This is a genomic window from Actinomycetospora sp. CA-084318 (assembly GCF_050955885.1).
In the GTDB taxonomy this organism is placed as follows: domain Bacteria; phylum Actinomycetota; class Actinomycetes; order Mycobacteriales; family Pseudonocardiaceae; genus Actinomycetospora.
Genome location: NZ_CP192098.1, coordinates 5,533,040 through 5,548,978 on the forward strand (window position 1 = coordinate 5,533,040; position 15,939 = coordinate 5,548,978).

Here is a 15,939-nt window from a genome sequence, read left to right on the forward strand (position 1 = left end):
TAATGTCACCGACACCATGACCCAGCGCTCCGGACTCGCCCTCGCCGTCCTCGCCCTCGCCGTGGAGGAGCCCATGCACCCGTACCGGATGCAGCAGCTGATCCGGGAGCGCGGCAAGGACCAGGTGGTCAACGTCGGCCAGCGCTCGCAGCTCTACAAGACGATCGACCGGCTCGTGCGCGACGGGCTCCTGGTCGTCGCGGGCACCGAACGCGAGGCGGCCCGACCCGAGCGCACGGTCTACGCCGCCACGCGGGCCGGCCACGACACGGCGATCACCTGGACCCTCGACATGCTGACCGCCCCCCGCCACGAGTTCGGGGAGTTCACGGCCGCCCTCGCCTACCTGCCGCTGATCTCCGCGGAGCTCGCGCGCGACGCCCTCGAGCTGCGGCTCGCCGACCGTCGGGCCGAGCGCGACCGGGTCCGCGGCGAGCTCGGCCGGGTCCGCCCGGACCTGCCGCGGCTCGTCCTGGTGGAGAGCGAGTACGCCCTCGCCCATCTCGACACCGACGTCCGCTTCCTCGAGGGGCTGCTCGAGGACCTGCGCACCGCCGCCCTGCCCTGGATCACCACTCCCGTCGGAGGCCCGTCATGACCCGTCCCCTGCGCGTCCTCGTCATCGGCGCCGGCACCGGCGGGATGTGCCTCGCCCACGGCCTGCGCCGGGCCGGGATCGACGTCGCCGTCCACGAACGCGACCGCACCCGGACGAGCGGCCTGCACGGCTACCGGGTCGGCATCTCACCGAACGGGGCCCGGGCGCTGCGGGCCTGCCTGTCCCCCGAGCTCTTCGCCACCTTCGTCGCGACCACGGCGGCGCCCTACGAGCGGCTGGGCATGTACACCGAGCAGTTCCGGGAACTGGTGTCGATCGGGCTCAACGAGGTCCCGCACGCCGGGGACGGCCCGGAGGACCGCGAGTACAACGTCAGCCGCGTGACCCTGCGCCAGGTGCTGTTCACCGGCATGGAGGACGTCATCTCCTTCGGACGCCGCTTCACGCACTACGAGCAGCACGCCGACCGGGTCGTCGCCCACTTCGACGACGGCTCCACCGACGAGGGCGACCTCCTCGTCGGCGCCGACGGCGCGAACTCGCGGGTGCGTCGGCAGTACCTGCCGCACGCGACCCACACCGAGACCGGGCTGCTCGCGATCGGCGGCAAGACGCCGTGGTCGGCGCAGACCGCGGCCCTGCTGCCCGCGGGGGTGCGCAACGGGTTCGGCATGTACTTCGACCGGCGGGGACAGTTCGGGATCACCCACGTCATGCGCATGCCCTGGGGCCCCGACGGCGCGCCGCGCGAGGGCATCGGCTCCAGCGACCGCGAGCTCGTCGGGCGGTGGCCCGGCCTGCGGTTCGACAACACGACCGACCACGTCTCCTGGGCCGTCACGACGTCGAGGTCCCTCGCGCCGGCCGACCTGCTCGACCGCGACGGCGCCGACCTGACGACGCTGGCCGCCGAGCTCACCGCCGACTGGTCGCCCTGCTGGCAGGCCCTCCTCGCCGGCACCGAGCACGGCGCCGACGTCGCCCTGTCGATCCGCACGTCCGACCCGCTCGACCCGTGGGAGCCGAGCACGGTCACGCTGCTCGGCGACGCCGCCCACACCATGACGCCGGGTCGCGGTGCCGGCGCGAACACCGCCCTGCGCGACGCGCGGGAGCTGCGCGACCGGCTCGTGCGCGTGCGCGACGGCGGATCGACGCTGGTCGGAGCGGTCGGCGAGTACGAGGACCTGATGCGCCGCTACTCCGCCCTCGCCGTCCGCGAGTCGCTGGAGTTCATGAACGACCGCGGCACCGCCCGGCGCCCCGTGGTCGGCCCGCTCTCGGTGTTCGCGCAGCGCACCTCGCTGCGCCTGGTCGACCGCATCCCGGCCGCGAAGCGACGGATGGCGCTCGGCATGCAGAAGGTCCGCGACTCCGAGCTCGTCTGAGGCGATGAGTCCCGGGCACGGCGCCCGTCCTACGGTCGTGACCACCGTGACGACCGACCTCTGGCCCCTCATCCACGCCGAGCGCGCCGCGCTCGCCGACGACCTCGCCACGCTCTCCGACCAGCAGTGGCAGGTGCGCTCGCTCTGCACCGCCTGGACCGTCGAGGAGACCGTCGCCCACCTCGTCGCCGGCGCCTCGATCGGCCCGTGGCGCTGGATCCGCAGTGTCGTCGGGGCGCGATTCGACTTCGACCGGCACAACGCGCGTCGACTCGCCGAGCACCGCGGTGCCACCCCCGCGGAGACGCTGACCCGCTTCCGCGCGGTCGTCGACAGCACGACCTGCCCGCCCGGCCCCGTCGAGATGTGGCTCGGCGAGATCGTGGTGCACGGCGGGGACGTCCGACGTCCGCTCGGGCTGGTCCGCGACGTGCCGGTGTCCACGCTGACCCCGCTCGCGACGTTCCTCGCGAAGCAGAACTCGACGGTGCGCAGCCGGTCGATCTCCGAGGGACTCCGTCTCTCGGCGACCGACGGCCCGTTCACCGCCGGTCCCGACGACGGGCCGCTCGTCTCCGGCCCGACGCTCGCCCTGGTCATGGCGATGGCCGGCCGCGCCGCGTTCTGCGACGACCTGACCGGCGCGGGTGTCGACGTGCTCCGCTCCCGCTGCTGACCCGCCCGGCTGGTAGGCAGACGACGTGGACGTCCTGCACACCGACGAGGACGGCTTCCTCCTGCTCGTCGTCCGGGAGGCGTACGCGAGCTTCGTCGGCCCCGACTGGACGCTGGCGCAGCTCCAGACGCACGTGGCCCGCGAACGCGCGGCGGGACACGTCTTCGGCGTCCATCTCGGACAGGACGGGGCAGTCCGTCCGGTCGAGGTGCGCAGCGCCCCGTCCGCCGCTCCGAGTGTGCGCGAGGAGCACGGCCACCTGCTGGTGGGCGACGACGGTCTCTGGGCCCCGGACTACACCGCGTTGACGATGGCGGCCCAATTCGCGGACGAGCCGCTCGTCCACCCCGACCGCACACCCCACCTGCGGGTACCGGCCGGACCGGTCGCGGTCACCGCCCGGCAGCTGCGCGACGGACCTCCCGCGCTGGAGCTCGTGCTCGCCCCCGCCTCCGGCATCGGCTGGCTCGACCTCTGAGGGGCGGACGTTCAGTGGCATCGGGGCGACTCAGGTGCACCCCGTGCCACTGACGTCGGGGCGCCTTGCCGGCAGGACGTCAGTGGCACCGGGCGACCACACGGGCGCTCCGTGCCACTGACATCGGCCCGCCGACTCACGCCGGCCGGAACACCCCGTCGACGAGGAGCGGGACGACCGGTAGCCGCCCTGGTCAGCCGAGGACGTCACGCACCGCCGCCCGCGCCGAGGCCACGTCGCGCGACGCCACCGCCGCCCGCGCCGCCCGCTGTGCGGTGGGCAGGTCCACCGACGACACGCGCGCCGCGACCGCGGGCAGGGCGGAGGCGGCCGCGGACAGCGACGTCACGCCGAGCCCGACGAGCACCACGGCGAGGGCCGGGTCGGCCGCCGCCTCGCCGCACACCCCGACCGGCGTGCCGGTGACCTCCGCGGCGCGGCAGAGCTGGTCGAGCAGCCGCAGGACCGCGGGCTGCCACGGGTCGTTGAAGCCGGCGAGCGGGCCGGACTGGCGGTCGGCGGCGAAGACGTACTGCGTCAGGTCGTTGGTGCCGACGGACACGAAGTCCACCTCGGCCAGCAGTTCCGGTGCGTTGAGCACCGCGGCCGGGACCTCGATCATGACGCCGACCTGCTCCACCCCGGCCTTGCGGGCCCGGGTGACGAAGCGGGCGGCCTCGTCGGCGGTGGAGATCATCGGGGCCATCACCTTGAGCGTCACGCCCGCGTCGGCGGCGCCGCCGACGGCCGCGGCGAGCTGGCGGTCGAGGACGTCCGCCCGCTCCGCGCCGTCGTCGAACAGGCGCTGCCCGCGGACGCCGAGGGCCGGGTTCACCTCGGGCGTCATGTCGAGGAACGGCACCGGCTTGTCCGCACCGGCGTCGAGGGTCCGCAGGGTGATGGGCTTCCCGGCGAGCGGGGCCATGGTGGCGGCGTAGCCCGCGCGCTGCTCCTCGGCGGTCGGCTCGCTGGACGCCGACAGGAAGGTGAGCTCGGTCCGCAGCAGGCCGACGCCCTCGGCACCGACCTCGGCGGCGCGGGATGCGTCCTTCGCGTCGGCGATGTTCGCGACGATCGCGATGCGGTGACCGTCGGTCGTCGTCACCGGCCCCGACACCGCAGAGGGTCCGGCCGCGGTGAGGTCCGCGCCGACCGCCGTCCCGGCGGGCACCTCGACGACCTCGCCGACCGTCCCGTCGACCCGCACCAGCGTGCCGGCGACGAGGCCGCCGGCGCCGCGGCACCCGACGACCGCGGGGATGCCCAGCGAGCGGGCGAGGATCGCGGTGTGGCTCGTCGGGCCGCCCTCCTCGGTGACCAGCGCGAGCGCGGTGGCCGGGTCCAGGGTGGCGGTGTCGGCCGGGGCGAGGTCCTTCGCGACCAGCACCGACGGTCCCTCGAGCACCGGGACGCCGGGTGCGGGCACCCCGAGCAGCTCGGCGACCACGCGTTCGCGGACGTCCTTGACGTCGCCCGCGCGCTCGGCCATGTAGCCGCCGGCGGCCTGCAGGGCGGCGACGAAGCGGGCCGCGGCCTCGAACACCGCGCGGGGGGCGGGCGTCCCGTGGTCGCGCACCAGGCCCTCGGCGGCCTCCACCAGCGTCGGGTCCTCGGCCATCATCGCGGTCGCGTAGAGGACGTCGGAGACCTCCTTCGCGAGGCCCGGCGTCCCGGCCGTGTCCATCATGCGGCCGGACACGGCCGCACCCGCGGGCGCGATGCGCGCGGCCTCGACCTCCCGGCGGTCCTCGGGGACGACGGGGCCCGCGGGCGGTTCCCCCAGGGGCTCCGGGACGCGCACGACGGGTCCGACCGCCGCTCCGGCGCTCGCCGGCGTCCCGGGCAGCTGCACTACGTCGGTGCTCGTCATGGCGCTCCCTACCGTGTGGGTCTCTGTGTGGTCGTGTGGCTGTGTGTGGCTCTGTGTGGCGCTGAGGAGAACGTACGACGACAACCCCTTGACAGTCCACAGGTAAACCCACAAACTTCCAACCAGAACAACACGAGCTAGCCGCAGAACGGAGGTGATCGGGCATGTACGCCGCAGAGCGCCACCAGCTCCTGGTCCGCCGGGCGAGGGAGCTGGGCCGCCTCGAGGTCACCCAGGTCGCCGCCGAGCTCGGCGTCACCACCGAGACGATCCGGCGCGACCTGACCGCCCTCGAGCGCCAGGGCCTCCTGCACCGCGTCCACGGCGGCGCGATCGCCACCGACCGGCTGGAGATCGAGCCCGCCGTCGGCGTCCGCGAGGTCACCCACTCCGACGAGAAGGACCGCATCGCCAAGGCCGCGGTCGCCGAGCTCGGCGCCGCCGCGACGATCCTGCTCGACGCCGGGACCACCACCGCGCGGGTGGCGGCGCTGCTGCCCGACGACGTCGAGCTCACCGTCGTCACCAACGCCCTCCCGATCGCGACCGCGCTGGCCGGCCGGAGCCGGATCACCGTCCACCTCATCGGCGGCCGGGTCCGCGGCACGACGCTCTCCGCGGTGGATCGCTGGGCGCTGAAGACCCTGGAGAGCGTCAACTGCGACGTCGCGGTCCTCGGCACCAACGGCTTCTCCCTCGACCGGGGGCTCACGACGCCGGACGTGGCCGAGTCCGCGGTCAAGGGCGCCATCGTCAAGGCCGCCGCCCGCAGCATCGTCGTCGCCGACGCCAGCAAGTACGGCGCCGACTCCTTCTCCCGCTTCGCCACCCTCGCCGACGTCGACACCCTCGTCACCGACGGCGCCCTGCTCGAGACCCACCCCGAGGCCGCCGACGCGATCCGCGGGGCCGGAACGGACCTGGTGATCGCGTGACCAGGGCAACCGCAGCGCCGGGAGAATCCATGATCGTCACCGTCACGCCCAACCCCTCCATCGACCGCACCGTCGAGATCCCGGTCCTGACGCCGGGTGCGGTGCTGCGGGCGACCGGTCACCGCGTCGACCCGGGCGGCAAGGGCGTCAACGTCTCCCGTGTCCTCGCCCGCTTCGGGCGGCCCACGCTCGCCGTCATGCCCGGTGGCGAGGGCGATCTCGCCGCGCTCCTGCGCCGCGCCGGCGTCCAGCCGGTCTGCACCCCCGCGAACGGCGCCACCCGCGTCAACACCGCCCTCGTCGAGCCGAACGGGACCACCACCAAGGTCAACGAGCCCGGCGTCGCGCTCACCGCGGACCAGGTCGACGCCCTCGTCGACACCGTCCGCGCCCACGCCGCCCCGGCCGCGTGGGTCGTGACGGCGGGGTCGGTCCCCTCGGGAGCCACCGACGACCTGCACGGCCGGATCACCCGGGCGGCCCGCTCGGCCGGCGCCCGGGTCGCGGTCGACACCTCGGGGGTCGCCCTGGCCCACGCGGTGGCGCAGACCCCCGACCTGATCAAGCCGAACGTCGCCGAGCTCGCCGAGCTGGTCGGGCACCCGCTGCCCGCCCTCGCCGACGTCCTCGCCGCCGCCCGGGAGCTCGTCACCGGCGGCATCGGCACGGTCCTCGTGAGCATGGGCGCGAGCGGTGCCATCGCCGTCGACACCGACGACACCTGGCACGTCGCGAGCCCCACCGTGCCGGTCCGCAGCACCGTCGGCGCCGGTGACTCCACGCTCGCGGGCTACCTGATCGCCCTGGAGTCCGGCGCGAAGAGCCCGGACGCCCTGCACCACGCGGTGGCCTGCGGGGCCGCCGCCGTCGGCCTCCCCGGCACCGCGGTGCCCGGCCCGGCCGACCTCGATCTCACCCACGTCCGCCCGGCGACCGCCCCGGACTCGACCCTCGACCTCACCGGAGAGGCAGCATGAGCGACCTGATCACGGCCGACCTCGTCGACCTGGACCTGCCCGCGGGCGACAAGCGGGAGGTCGTCCGCTCGCTGGCCGAGCGTCTCGTCAAGGCCGGTCGCGTGACCGACCTCGAGCAGTTCCTCGCCGACGTCGAGGCCCGCGAGGCCCAGATGCCGACGGGTCTCGACGGCGGGATCGGGATCCCGCACTGCCGCTCCGCGGCCGTCACCGAGCCGACCCTGGGCTTCGGCCGCAGCAGCGCCGGCGTCGACTTCGGCGCCGAGGACGGCAGGCCCGCCGACCTCGTCTTCCTCATCGCCGCGCCCGAGGGCGGCGGCTCCGACCACATGACCGTGCTGGCCGCGCTCGCCCGCCGCCTGGTCCGCAAGTCCTTCACCGGCGAGCTCCGTTCCGTCACCGACCCGGCCGCCGCCGCCGGCTTCATCGCGAAGGAGGTCTCGGCATGAAGATCGTCGCCGTGACCGCGTGCCCCACGGGCATCGCCCACACCTACATGGCCGCCGAGGCCCTCGAGGCCGCGGCCGAGGAGGCCGGGCACGAGATCGTCGTCGAGACCCAGGGCTCGGCCGGCTCCACCCCGCTGACCGCCGAGCAGCTCGCCGAGGCCGACGTCGCGATCTTCGCGGCGGACGTCGAGGTCCGCGACAAGGACCGCTTCGCGCACCTGCCGCAGGTCTCGGTCGGGGTCAAGAAGGCCATCTCCGGCGGCGACCTGCTGGTCGCGCAGGCCGAAGAGGCCGCGAAGAACCACGTGCCCGCCGCCGCGGGTGCCCCCGCCGCCGCGACCCCGGCGGGCGCCAAGGCCCCGGCCGGGCCCGGCGCCGCCTCCAAGGTCCGCGCCTGGCTGATGACCGGCGTCAGCCACGTCATCCCGTTCGTCGCCGCCGGTGGCCTGCTGATCGCGCTGGGCTTCGCACTCGGCGGCTACCAGATCAACCTCCCCGACGACGATCCCCTCTACAAGACGATCCTCGACGGCGGGTTCTCGGCCGGCTCGATCACCGCCTGGGGCGCCCTCGCCTTCGGCATCGGCTCGGCCGCGTTCAACTTCCTCGTCCCGGTCCTCGCCGGCTACATCGCCTACGCGATGGCCGACCGTCCCGCCCTCGTCCCCGGCTTCGTCGGCGGCGCCATCGCGGTGACGACCGGCGCGGGCTTCCTCGGCGGCCTGGTCGCCGGCTTCGTCGCCGGTGGTCTGGTCATGTGGATCAAGACGTGGCGCGTGCCGCGGGCGCTGGCCGGGATCATGCCGGTGCTCGTCATCCCGCTGCTCTCGACCGCCGTGGTCGGCCTGCTGATGTACGTGATCGTCGGACGTCCGATCGCCCTGATCACCGAGGGCCTGACGAACTGGCTCAACGGCCTGTCCGGCACCAACGCCGTCCTGCTCGGCATCCTGCTCGGCCTGATGATGTGCTTCGACATGGGTGGCCCGGTCAACAAGGCCGCCTACACCTTCGCCGTCGCCGGGCTCTCCACCGGTTCCGAGGGCGCGCTGACGATCATGGCCGCGGTCATGGCCGCCGGCATGGTCCCGCCGCTGGCGATGGCGCTGGCCACCGTCGTCCGCAAGTCGCTGTTCACCGAGGTCGAGCGGGAGAACGGCCGCGCCGCCTGGCTGCTGGGCGCCTCGTTCATCTCCGAGGGCGCGATCCCGTTCGCCGCGGCCGACCCGTTCCGCGTCATCCCGTCGATCATGGCCGGCGGCGCCGTCACCGGTGCCCTGTCGATGGCCCTCGGTGCCACGCTGCGCGCCCCGCACGGCGGCATCTTCGTGGTGCCGCTGATGGGGAACCCGCTGGGCTTCCTCGTCGCGGTCGTGGTCGGCACGCTGGTCGCCACCGCCCTGGTGGTCGCCCTCAAGACCTTCGCCCGCCGCCGCCCGGTCGCCGCCGAGGCCACCGGCACCGAGACCGTCACCGAGCGCGAGACGGTGTCGGCATGACCGCCCCGGAAGGAACCATGATCGAGCGCACCGTCGTCGTCGCGACCGAGATCGGCCTGCACGCCCGCCCCGCCGCGGTGTTCTGCAAGGCCGCCGCGGTCCAGCCCGCCCGGGTCACCCTGGCCACCGCCGAGGGCGACTCCGCGGACGCCCGCAGCATGCTGGCCGTCCTCGGGCTCGGCGTGCGGGGCGGCCAGGAGGTCACCCTGTCCGCCGACCCGGACGTCACCGGGGCCCAGGCCTCCGTCGACGCCCTCGCCGAGCTCCTCGCCACGGACCTCGACGCCTGAGACCCGCTCCCCGCGGTCGGCCGAAGGGCCCCTCCACCCGGAGGGGCCCTTCGTCGCGTTCCGGGGCCACCGCAGCCACCCTCACGCCGGGGACGGGTGAGATCAGCGGCGGACCGACAGCCCCACGCGCTGGAACTCCTTGAGGTCCGAGTAGCCCGTCTTGGCCATCGCCCGGCGCAGGGCGCCGAACAGGTTGACGGTGCCGTCGGCCTGCGGCGCCGGCCCGCGCAGGACGGCGGCGAGGTCGCAGCCGCGCTGCGGCACGCCGACCACCGAGGAGCGGGGCAGGTTCGGGTGCGCGGCGGCCGCGGTCCAGTACCAGCCGCCGCCCGGGGCGTCGTCGGCCGCGGCGAGCTGCTCGCCGAGCATCACCGCGTCGGCGCCGCAGGCGATCGCCTTCGCCATGTCGCCCGAGGTCGCCATCGCGCCGTCGGCGATGACGTGCACGTAGCGGCCACCGGTCTCGTCGAGGTAGTCCCGCCGTGCGGCGGCCGCGTCGACCAGCGCCGTCGCCATCGGCACCCCGATGCCGAGCACCGCGTCGGTGGAGGTCGACGCCGACTGCCCGTACCCGACGATCACGCCGGCGGCCCCGGTGCGCATCAGGTGCATCGCGGTGCGGTAGTCGCCGACCCCACCCGCGACGACCGGGATGTCGAGCGAGTCGATGAAGTCCTCGAGGTCGAGCGGGGCCTCGCCCTCGGGCGAGTCGGAGGCGACGTGCTCGGCCGAGATGATCGTGCCCTGCACGACGAGGATCTCGACGCCGGCCGCGAGCAGCGTCGGCGTCAGCTCCCGCGCGTGCTGCGGGCTCACGCGGGCGGCGAGCGTGACGCCCGCGCCCCGCACCTGGTTCAGCGCCTCGGTGAGCAGGTCGGTCTGGATCGGCGCGGCGTGCAGCCGCTGGAGCTCGACGAGGGCCGCGGCCGGGTCGTCCGCCGCCCGCGCCACGATCTCCGCGAGCGCCTTGTCCGCCTGCGCGTGCCGCGCCCAGAGCCCCTCGGCGTTCAGCACCCCGAGCCCGCCGAGCTCACCGACCCGCGCCGCGGTCGTCGGGGAGACGACGGCGTCGGTCGGGTGGGTGATCAGCGGGAGGTCGAAGCGGTACGCGTCGAGCTGCCACGCGGTGGACACCGCCGACGACGACCGCGTGCGCCGCGACGGCACGATGTCGAGGTCGTCGAAGGTGTAACTGCGGTGGGCGCTGCGGCCCCGGCCGATCTCGACCTGCTCGCGCATGAGCTCTCTTCCGAATCCTCAGCGCCCGCCGTAGTTGGGCGCCACCGCCGTCATCGTCACGTGGTGGGGGTGGGACTCGGCGAGGCCGGCCGCCGTGATCCGCACCATGTGCGCGGACTGCAGCTCCTCCGTCGTCCGGGAACCCGTGTACCCCATCGCCGCCCGGAGACCACCGACCAGCTGGTGGGTGACCTGCGCGAGCGGGCCCCGGAACGGTACCCGTCCCTCCACGCCCTCGGGCACCAGCTTGTCGTCGGAGAGCACGTCGTCCTGGAAGTAGCGGTCCTTCGAGTACGAACCCTGCTGCCCGCGGGTCTGCATCGCGCCCAGCGACCCCATGCCGCGGTAGGCCTTGTACTGCTTGCCGTCGACGAGCACGAGCTCGCCCGGGGTCTCGGCCGTGCCCGCGAGCAGGGAACCGAGCATCACCGACGAGGCACCGGCCGCGATCGCCTTCGCGATGTCGCCGGAGGACTGCAGGCCGCCGTCGCCGATCACCGGCACACCCGCCGGGCGCGCCGCCGAGTCCGCCTCGGCGATCGCCGTGATCTGCGGCACACCGACGCCCGCGATGATGCGCGTGGTGCAGATCGAGCCCGGTCCGACACCGACCTTGATGCCGTCCGCGCCGGCGTCGACGAGCGCCTGGGCGCCCACCCGCGTGGCCACGTTGCCGCCCACGACGTCGACGCGGTCGCCCAGCTCCTGCTTGAGCTTGGCCACCATCGCGGTGACCGCCCGCGAGTGCCCGTGCGCGGTGTCGACGATCAGCACGTCCACTCCGGCGTCCACGAGCCCCATCGCGCGGGTCCAGGCGTCGTCGCCGACGCCGACCGCCGCGCCGCACAGCAGCCGGCCGTCCGGGTCCTTCGTCGCCATCGGGTACTGCTCGGTCTTGACGAAGTCCTTGACCGTGATCAGGCCCTGCAGGAAGCCGGCGCCGTCGACCAGCGGCAGCTTCTCGATCTTGCGGCGGCGCAGCAGCCCGAGCGCGGCCTCGGCGGTGACCCCGACCTGGGCGGTGACCAGATCCGAGGAGGTCATGACCTCACGCACCTTGCGCGTGTGGTCGACCTCGAACCGCATGTCGCGGTTGGTGATGATGCCCACGAGTTTCCCGGCCTCGTCGGTCACCGGGAGCCCGGAGATGCGGAACCGGGCGCACAGCGCGTCGACATCGGCGAGCGTGTCCTCCGGCGAACACGTCACCGGGTCGGTGACCATCCCCGCCTCGGAGCGCTTGACCACCTCCACCTGCGCCGCCTGCTGGTCGGCCGGGAGGTTGCGGTGCAGCACGCCCATGCCGCCGTGGCGGGCCATCGCGATCGCCATCCGCGCCTCGGTGACGGTGTCCATGGCCGAGCTGACCAGCGGAATCCGCAGCCGGACGTTCTTCGACAGCTGCGCCGACGTGTCCGCCTCCGAGGGCACCACGTCGGACTCGGCCGGGAGCAGGAGGACGTCGTCGAACGTCAGGCCGAGCAGCCCGAACTTCTCCGGCACGTCGGGGTCCGTCAGCACCATGTCCCCGATGCTAGTCGTGAACGGGTAGTGACCCGGGTCTCCGCAGGTCACGTCCGGCCCGCGCGGCGGGTGGGGACCCGTAGATCGACGTTTCCGGACCGGTAGGTTCGACACCGTGCCGTACGAAGCCCTGCCGCCCGACCCCTTCGCGGGCGACCCGTCGTCGGACCCCTCCCGCATGCTCGACGCGCTGCACGACGTGACCGCGCCGGAGGACCTCCCCCTCGACGAGGAGGAGCGCGAGGAGGTCGTCGCCGACCTCGGGGACCTGGCGGTGTTCCAGGCCCTGCTCGCCCCCCGCGGCATCCGCGGGGTCGTCGTCGACTGCGACGACTGCGAGGAGCAGCACTTCCACGACTGGGACCTGCTGCGCGCGAGCCTCCAGCAGCTGCTCGAGGAGGGGCACATGCGGCCCCACGAGCCCCCGTTCGACCCGGACCCGGCCGCCTACGTCACGTGGGAGTACTGCCGCGGGTTCGCGGACGCGACGCTCGCCGAGCAGTAGCGGTTCCATCCGGACGGCGGGGTCGCCCGCCGCCCGCCACGAACACCCACGAACGACGACGGGCCCGGCTCCCCCTCGGGGGAACCGGGCCCGTCGTCGTGTGGTGCCTAGTTGCCGGCGGCCGTCGTCGTGGTCGTCGCAGGCGGCGGCGGAGGCTGCTCGGCGCTCCGGTCCTGCACCGACGGCGACGTGCCGTCCGTGGACGGGACCGGCTCGGTCGTCGGCGACACCTCCGACGAGGCGCTACCGGTGCCGGGCCGTGTCGGCCTCGTGGCCTCCGGCGAGGCCGGCGCCGGGGACTCCTGGCCCCCGCTCGTCGACGGCTCACTGGGCGCCGTCGGGTCGAGCGACTTGAGGGCGTCCTGACGCTGCTGGACGAGCGGTGGCTGGTCCTCGGGCTGCACGGCCTGGATCTGCCCCTGCACGGTCTGCAGCAGCGACTGCGCCGTCGCGCGGTCGCCGCGGGCGATCGCCTTGTTCGCCTCGACGATGGTGTTCCGGGCCTGCTCGGCCTTGACCACGTTGTCGGCGTGCTGGGAGAAGAAGACCTTCGTCAGCCCGAACATCGCGTCGCCGGGCTGCGCGGAGTGGATCGCGACCGTGAACCCGGACAACGCGACCGCGATGGCGGCGGCGGCCACGGCGAACGGCATGCGTCGTCGGGCGCGGCTCGCCCTGCGGTCCCGGGCGGCGTGACCCGCCTCGACGGCCTCGGCGGCCTCGTCGAGGGAGACCAGCTCCGGCATCGGCTCGGCCTCGATGTCGGCCTTCCACGCGGCGAGGATCGCGGCCAGGTGGTCGTCGTCCTGCCCGGGACGCCCGAAGGCGTCCCCTGTTCCGACCCCGCCGCTGGCCGCCCCGCCGGCGATCGCATCGAGCAGGGCGTCGTCGGCCCGGACGGCGGCGAGGTCCACCGGTCCGTCGACCAGATCGTCACCCGCACCGAACGCGCGGTGACCACCCACCTAACTCACCTCTTCCGAGATCGCGGACACCGCGGTCCGCAGCTTCGACAGTGCGCGGTGCTGTGCCACCCGGACCGCTCCGGGTGTGGATTCGACCGCTTCCGCGGTCTCCTCCGCCGAGAGACCAACGACGACACGCAGCACGAGGATTTCCCGTTGTTTGGGAGGCAGCGTGTCGAGCAGCTGACCCATCTGGACGGACAGAGCACCGTTCATCGCGCGCTGCTCCGGACCGTCGTGCGGGTCCAGTTCCTCGGGCAGCTCGGAGACGGGTTCGGATCGGTTCCGCGCCACCGAGCGATGGGCGTCGACCACCTTGTGCGCCGCGATCCCGTAGACGAAGGCGAGGAACGGGCGGCCCTGATCCCGGTAGCCGGGCAGTGCGGTCAGCACGGCGAGGCACACCTCCTGGGCCACGTCGTCGGCCGAGACCGACGACCGTTCCTGCCGGCCGATCCTCGCGCGGCAGTAGCGCACGACGAGCGGTCGGATGATCGCGAGGACACGATTGAGAGCCGAGCGGTCGCCGTCGTTGGCGGCGGCCACCAGCCTCTCGAGGTCGTTCCCTGACTCGGTCATCGCTCCCCGTGGCCCCGGCGTTACGCGCGGCGGTGTGACCCGCAGGTCCACCTCGGTCCGACGGGCCGCGTCGTGCGCGGTCGGAACCGACGCGGTCGGCGACCCGGATGGGTCACCGTACCGTCCCCCCGGACGGACCGCGCCATGTCCTGCGGACGGGTTCCCCCGATCCGGCACCCGCCACCGGTCGGCGGCCCGATGGGCTGCACGCGGAGTGCCGATCGGCGGTGTCGGGACGTCGTCGACCCGCGGGCCGTACAGGTCCGCGGGCGGCATCGGCGACCCCACCGGCGGGCTCTGGGGCGGACCCTGGGGCGGACCGGCCGGCGGGGGGGTGGGCTGGTACGTGGGGTACGCCCCGGTGTCCCCGGGGGCCGCGGGCCGGCCGGGGTGGACGGGGCGGGGCCGCGCGGTCAGGAGACCAGACCTCGGCGGAACCCGTGCGCCACGGCCTGCGCACGGTCACGGACGCCGAGCTTGCGGAAGAGCCGGCGCGCGTGGGTCTTCACGGTGTCCTCGGAGAGGTAGAGCTCGCGACCGATCTGGCCGTTGCTCTTGCCCTGCGCCATGCCGCGCAGCACCTGCAGCTCGCGCTCGGTGAGCTGGACGCCGGTGTCGGACGGCGTGCGCGGCGCGGGCACCGAGGTGCTGGCGAGGGTGTGGGCGAGCGCGGCGACCAGCTCGGGCCGGGAGGCGTCCCAGCGCAGGTAGCCCCGGGCGCCGCCCGCGATGGCGGCGGCGATGCTGCCGGAGTCGTCCGGCGCACCGAACACGATGACGTTCGCCTGCGGGTGCGCGGCGACGAGCCGGCGGGTGGCCTCCACCCCGGTCGGCACGGCGCGCTGGGTCCCCACGAGGACGACGTCGACGCTCTGCCGGGAGAAGCGGGTGAGCAGCTCGTCGCCGTGGGCGACGCAGTCGATGCGGTGGACGCCCGGCACGGCCGACATGACGCGGGTCAGGCCCTCACGCACGCTGCGGCGGTCGTCGCAGATCAGGACCGTCGTCACGGAAGTTCCTCCCTGCAGCGTTCCTGCAGTCGCTTGGCGGGCACTACCGGTCATCGGCGCGCCGCCGCCCCGGCTTGAGTCGGATCCGCGGTTTTCCCGCGCCGGATCGACGACCGGTGCCATACCTGCTCCTCATCCGGAGTTCCTGCGGCGACCGGACGGCGTACCGCGCCGTACGACGTGGCTGCCACCGGACCCCTCTCCCCTGTCAACGCCGCCGGGGGCGACCGGTCACGGCCGACCCTCCTGCTCCCCCGCCGTATCCGCCACCCACACGGAGCACCGGACACGGAGTGCTCAGGGAATGATCACGGATGGTGGTCGTTTGAGCAAGTCTTGTCACGCACCGGATTCGCCGACCGGTGTCACCGGCGCGGTGTGTCGCGCATCCGGACGACCGACGGTCGGTTGCGGAGGGGGTGACGGCTCACAACCGGATGTCTTGTCCGCGCGTGTCCGGCGGTCATAGGGTCGGGTCACGGTCGCCCTGCGCGCGATCGCAGGCACGGACGGTGACGAATCGGCCGGGCCCACCCTTCGTGGTGGCGGTGCCGTCGGGCTTGAACACTCCTGAGCCCGGTGGGGCGGCCACCCGCGTCAGGACGAGGAGGTGGTCGAGATGGCCGACGTCCGTCGACTCCCCGGCCCCAACGCCGATCTCTGGGACTGGCAGCTGCACGCCGCGTGCCGCGGCATGGACAGTGCGTTCTTCTTCCACCCCGACGGCGAGCGTGGTCCCGCCCGCGCGAGCCGCGAGCGGCGCGCCAAGGCGGTGTGCGAGGGCTGCCCCGTGATGGAGCCGTGCCGCCGGCACGCGCTCGCCGCGGGCGAGCCCTACGGCATCTGGGGCGGACTCTCGGAGTCCGAGCGCACCGGTTCCCGGTCCCGGGGACGGGTGCAGGACATCGTCATCCGCTGAGGCGGCGGGTCACCCGGCCCGCCCCGTGAACGAGCGAACGGCACTCTCGCGCACATAGGTGCTGCGAGGGTGCCGTT

Annotated in this window: 17 protein-coding genes; 11 read left to right on the plus strand and 6 right to left on the minus strand. The window is 74.1% G+C overall.

All coding sequences use genetic code 11. The annotated features are described in order from the left end of the window. The first annotated feature begins 16 nt into the window (after positions 1-16). From ACQPYX_RS26930 to ACQPYX_RS26945, 4 genes are read left to right on the plus strand one after another with little or no spacing between them, the layout of a single operon-like run. Positions 17-598: a PadR family transcriptional regulator gene (locus tag ACQPYX_RS26930; protein WP_433800390.1), complete on the plus strand. Its 582-nt coding sequence runs from the start codon at positions 17-19 to the stop codon at positions 596-598. Next, the gene (locus ACQPYX_RS26935; protein WP_433800391.1) at positions 595-1,947 is read left to right on the plus strand and encodes an FAD-dependent oxidoreductase; all 1,353 of its coding nucleotides are present in this window, start codon (positions 595-597) and stop codon (positions 1,945-1,947) included. The genes ACQPYX_RS26930 and ACQPYX_RS26935 overlap by 4 nt, the downstream gene beginning before the upstream one ends. 37 nt (positions 1,948-1,984) lie before the next feature. Next, complete coding sequence (locus tag ACQPYX_RS26940) at positions 1,985-2,623, plus strand: maleylpyruvate isomerase family mycothiol-dependent enzyme (protein WP_433800392.1); 639 nt, start codon at positions 1,985-1,987, stop codon at positions 2,621-2,623. Positions 2,624-2,648: 25 nt separating this feature from the next. Continuing rightward, entirely contained in the window at positions 2,649-3,101 is a 453-nt protein-coding gene (locus ACQPYX_RS26945) for a hypothetical protein (RefSeq protein WP_433800393.1), read from the plus strand. A gap of 193 nt (positions 3,102-3,294) precedes the next feature. On the opposite strand, the gene ACQPYX_RS26950 is transcribed toward ACQPYX_RS26945, so the two are convergent. Beyond that, entirely contained in the window at positions 3,295-4,971 is a 1,677-nt protein-coding gene (locus ACQPYX_RS26950) for a phosphoenolpyruvate--protein phosphotransferase (protein WP_433800394.1), read from the minus strand. A gap of 164 nt (positions 4,972-5,135) precedes the next feature. Here ACQPYX_RS26950 and ACQPYX_RS26955 point away from each other — a divergent pair, with 164 nt between their 5' ends. From ACQPYX_RS26955 to ACQPYX_RS26975, 5 genes are read left to right on the plus strand one after another with little or no spacing between them, the layout of a single operon-like run. Continuing rightward, a complete protein-coding gene (locus ACQPYX_RS26955) occupies positions 5,136-5,906 on the plus strand; it encodes a DeoR/GlpR family DNA-binding transcription regulator (protein ID WP_433800395.1) in 771 nt (256 codons plus the stop codon). 29 nt (positions 5,907-5,935) lie between these two features. Next, positions 5,936-6,883 carry a 1-phosphofructokinase gene (gene pfkB / locus ACQPYX_RS26960; protein WP_433800396.1) on the plus strand — a complete coding sequence of 316 codons (948 nt, stop codon included), beginning with the start codon at positions 5,936-5,938 and terminating at the stop codon, positions 6,881-6,883. Then, on the plus strand, positions 6,880-7,332 hold the full coding sequence (locus ACQPYX_RS26965; RefSeq protein ID WP_433800397.1) for a PTS sugar transporter subunit IIA: 453 nt from the start codon (positions 6,880-6,882) through the stop codon (positions 7,330-7,332). Before pfkB ends, ACQPYX_RS26965 begins: the two co-directional genes overlap by 4 nt. Next, positions 7,329-8,831: a PTS fructose transporter subunit IIC gene (locus ACQPYX_RS26970; protein ID WP_433800398.1), complete on the plus strand. Its 1,503-nt coding sequence runs from the start codon at positions 7,329-7,331 to the stop codon at positions 8,829-8,831. Before ACQPYX_RS26965 ends, ACQPYX_RS26970 begins: the two co-directional genes overlap by 4 nt. Further along, positions 8,828-9,121 carry an HPr family phosphocarrier protein gene (locus ACQPYX_RS26975; RefSeq protein ID WP_433800399.1) on the plus strand — a complete coding sequence of 98 codons (294 nt, stop codon included), beginning with the start codon at positions 8,828-8,830 and terminating at the stop codon, positions 9,119-9,121. The genes ACQPYX_RS26970 and ACQPYX_RS26975 overlap by 4 nt, the downstream gene beginning before the upstream one ends. Before the next feature lie 102 nt (positions 9,122-9,223). On the opposite strand, the gene ACQPYX_RS26980 is transcribed toward ACQPYX_RS26975, so the two are convergent. Beyond that, positions 9,224-10,360: a GuaB3 family IMP dehydrogenase-related protein gene (locus ACQPYX_RS26980; protein WP_433800400.1), complete on the minus strand. Its 1,137-nt coding sequence runs from the start codon at positions 10,358-10,360 to the stop codon at positions 9,224-9,226. Between the two features lie 18 nt (positions 10,361-10,378). Beyond that, positions 10,379-11,884, minus strand: coding sequence for an IMP dehydrogenase (gene guaB, locus ACQPYX_RS26985; protein WP_433800401.1), 1,506 nt, complete (start codon positions 11,882-11,884; stop codon positions 10,379-10,381). Between the two features lie 115 nt (positions 11,885-11,999). Here guaB and ACQPYX_RS26990 point away from each other — a divergent pair, with 115 nt between their 5' ends. Beyond that, positions 12,000-12,389: a DUF5319 domain-containing protein gene (locus ACQPYX_RS26990; RefSeq protein WP_018330965.1), complete on the plus strand. Its 390-nt coding sequence runs from the start codon at positions 12,000-12,002 to the stop codon at positions 12,387-12,389. A 107-nt stretch (positions 12,390-12,496) separates the two neighbouring features. On the opposite strand, the gene ACQPYX_RS26995 is transcribed toward ACQPYX_RS26990, so the two are convergent. From ACQPYX_RS26995 to ACQPYX_RS27005, 3 genes are all read right to left on the minus strand, one after another. Further along, positions 12,497-13,354 carry an anti-sigma-D factor RsdA gene (locus tag ACQPYX_RS26995; RefSeq protein WP_433800402.1) on the minus strand — a complete coding sequence of 286 codons (858 nt, stop codon included), beginning with the start codon at positions 13,352-13,354 and terminating at the stop codon, positions 12,497-12,499. Next, positions 13,355-13,933, minus strand: a complete 579-nt coding sequence (locus ACQPYX_RS27000) for a sigma-70 family RNA polymerase sigma factor (RefSeq protein ID WP_230755881.1) — start codon at positions 13,931-13,933, stop codon at positions 13,355-13,357. Between the two features lie 413 nt (positions 13,934-14,346). Continuing rightward, a complete protein-coding gene (locus ACQPYX_RS27005) occupies positions 14,347-14,943 on the minus strand; it encodes a response regulator transcription factor (protein ID WP_018330962.1) in 597 nt (198 codons plus the stop codon). Between the two features lie 619 nt (positions 14,944-15,562). Here ACQPYX_RS27005 and ACQPYX_RS27010 point away from each other — a divergent pair. Then, positions 15,563-15,862, plus strand: coding sequence for a WhiB family transcriptional regulator (locus ACQPYX_RS27010; RefSeq protein ID WP_179795226.1), 300 nt, complete (start codon positions 15,563-15,565; stop codon positions 15,860-15,862). Positions 15,863-15,939: the final 77 nt, after the last annotated feature.

What these genes read in the sequence shown, in the direction of transcription:
- ACQPYX_RS26965 (WP_433800397.1), top strand. Translation starts at nt 6,880, where the DNA reads ATGAGCGACCTGATCACGGCCGACCTCGTCGACCTGGACCTGCCCGCG.
- ACQPYX_RS26975 (WP_433800399.1), top strand. Translation starts at nt 8,828, where the DNA reads ATGACCGCCCCGGAAGGAACCATGATCGAGCGCACCGTCGTCGTCGCG.
- ACQPYX_RS27000 (WP_230755881.1), bottom strand. Translation starts at nt 13,933, where the DNA reads ATGACCGAGTCAGGGAACGACCTCGAGAGGCTGGTGGCCGCCGCCAAC.
- ACQPYX_RS26930 (WP_433800390.1), top strand. Translation starts at nt 17, where the DNA reads ATGACCCAGCGCTCCGGACTCGCCCTCGCCGTCCTCGCCCTCGCCGTG.
- ACQPYX_RS26970 (WP_433800398.1), top strand. Translation starts at nt 7,329, where the DNA reads ATGAAGATCGTCGCCGTGACCGCGTGCCCCACGGGCATCGCCCACACC.
- pfkB (WP_433800396.1), top strand. Translation starts at nt 5,936, where the DNA reads ATGATCGTCACCGTCACGCCCAACCCCTCCATCGACCGCACCGTCGAG.
- ACQPYX_RS26955 (WP_433800395.1), top strand. Translation starts at nt 5,136, where the DNA reads ATGTACGCCGCAGAGCGCCACCAGCTCCTGGTCCGCCGGGCGAGGGAG.
- ACQPYX_RS26935 (WP_433800391.1), top strand. Translation starts at nt 595, where the DNA reads ATGACCCGTCCCCTGCGCGTCCTCGTCATCGGCGCCGGCACCGGCGGG.
- ACQPYX_RS26980 (WP_433800400.1), bottom strand. Translation starts at nt 10,360, where the DNA reads ATGCGCGAGCAGGTCGAGATCGGCCGGGGCCGCAGCGCCCACCGCAGT.
- guaB (WP_433800401.1), bottom strand. Translation starts at nt 11,884, where the DNA reads ATGGTGCTGACGGACCCCGACGTGCCGGAGAAGTTCGGGCTGCTCGGC.
- ACQPYX_RS27010 (WP_179795226.1), top strand. Translation starts at nt 15,563, where the DNA reads ATGGCCGACGTCCGTCGACTCCCCGGCCCCAACGCCGATCTCTGGGAC.
- ACQPYX_RS26950 (WP_433800394.1), bottom strand. Translation starts at nt 4,971, where the DNA reads ATGACGAGCACCGACGTAGTGCAGCTGCCCGGGACGCCGGCGAGCGCC.